Origin of the sequence: Gracilimonas halophila, from assembly GCF_042684365.1 — a bacterium.
Lineage (GTDB): Bacteria > Bacteroidota > Rhodothermia > Balneolales > Balneolaceae > Gracilimonas > Gracilimonas halophila.
Map to the genome: position 1 here is coordinate 1 of NZ_JBHULI010000019.1, position 734 is coordinate 734.

Consider the following 734-nt stretch of genomic DNA (forward strand, 5'->3'; position numbering starts at 1 on the left):
CGTTATACCCCCTCTTCCACTCAATAAATAATTGTCAGAATTGTTCGTTTTTCAATAGATTGGAGAAAGAAATAAACCCCAAGACTATGATTACAGATTATAAAGAAATTCAGCATTCGGCTCTCGAGTTAGACGAAAATCATCGTGCTGAATTAGCCAAGAAGCTTATTGATAGCCTTGATCAGCGTATTGATGAGGATATTGAACAAGCCTGGATTGATGAAGTAAAACGAAGAAAAGCTGAAATTAAATCGGGAAAAGTAACTCCAATTTCAGGTCAAGAAGTACATAAGGCTGCTCGGGAACTTCTTAAAAAATGACTTTCCAATATCATCCTGAGGCTGCAAAAGAATTAACTAGTTCTATTCAATACTACGAAGAAAAGTCAATTGGGCTTGGGGCTGAATTTCTTGATGAGATAGAAGAAGCCATCGCTCAGGCATTGGCACATCCCCAATCTGGATCTTTACTTACCAAACAAGATCGGAGGATTTTACTTGACCGTTTTCCCTATGAAATTATTTATGACGTTTCAGAAAATATAATCACCATTACTGCTGTCAAGCATATGAAACGAAAACCGGGTTATTGGGAGTCAAGAAAATAGCCGTGGGTATAACAAGCGCATCAACCGGGGACGCGGACGTGCCGTTAGTTTCCGAAGTTGCTTGTTTTGAAATTTTAACCGTTTATTAACCCATAATCTCCGCGCCCGTTATGCGCTGGGTCGTTAT

2 protein-coding genes are annotated in these 734 nt (G+C 39.4%); both read left to right on the forward strand.

What is annotated here, in order from left to right; translation table 11 throughout:
- The first annotated feature begins 86 nt into the window (after positions 1–86).
- Positions 87–320 carry an addiction module protein gene (locus tag ACFSVN_RS04995; protein ID WP_390299514.1) on the forward strand — a complete coding sequence of 78 codons (234 nt, stop codon included), beginning with the start codon at positions 87–89 and terminating at the stop codon, positions 318–320.
- A complete protein-coding gene (locus ACFSVN_RS05000) occupies positions 317–607 on the forward strand; it encodes a type II toxin-antitoxin system RelE/ParE family toxin (protein ID WP_390299517.1) in 291 nt (96 codons plus the stop codon). Before ACFSVN_RS04995 ends, ACFSVN_RS05000 begins: the two co-directional genes overlap by 4 nt.
- Positions 608–734: the final 127 nt, after the last annotated feature.

Bases quoted from the DNA above. Each gene is read 5' to 3' on its own strand.
- ACFSVN_RS04995 (WP_390299514.1), top strand. From the start codon at position 87: ATGATTACAGATTATAAAGAAATTCAGCATTCGGCTCTCGAGTTAGAC.
- ACFSVN_RS05000 (WP_390299517.1), top strand. From the start codon at position 317: ATGACTTTCCAATATCATCCTGAGGCTGCAAAAGAATTAACTAGTTCT.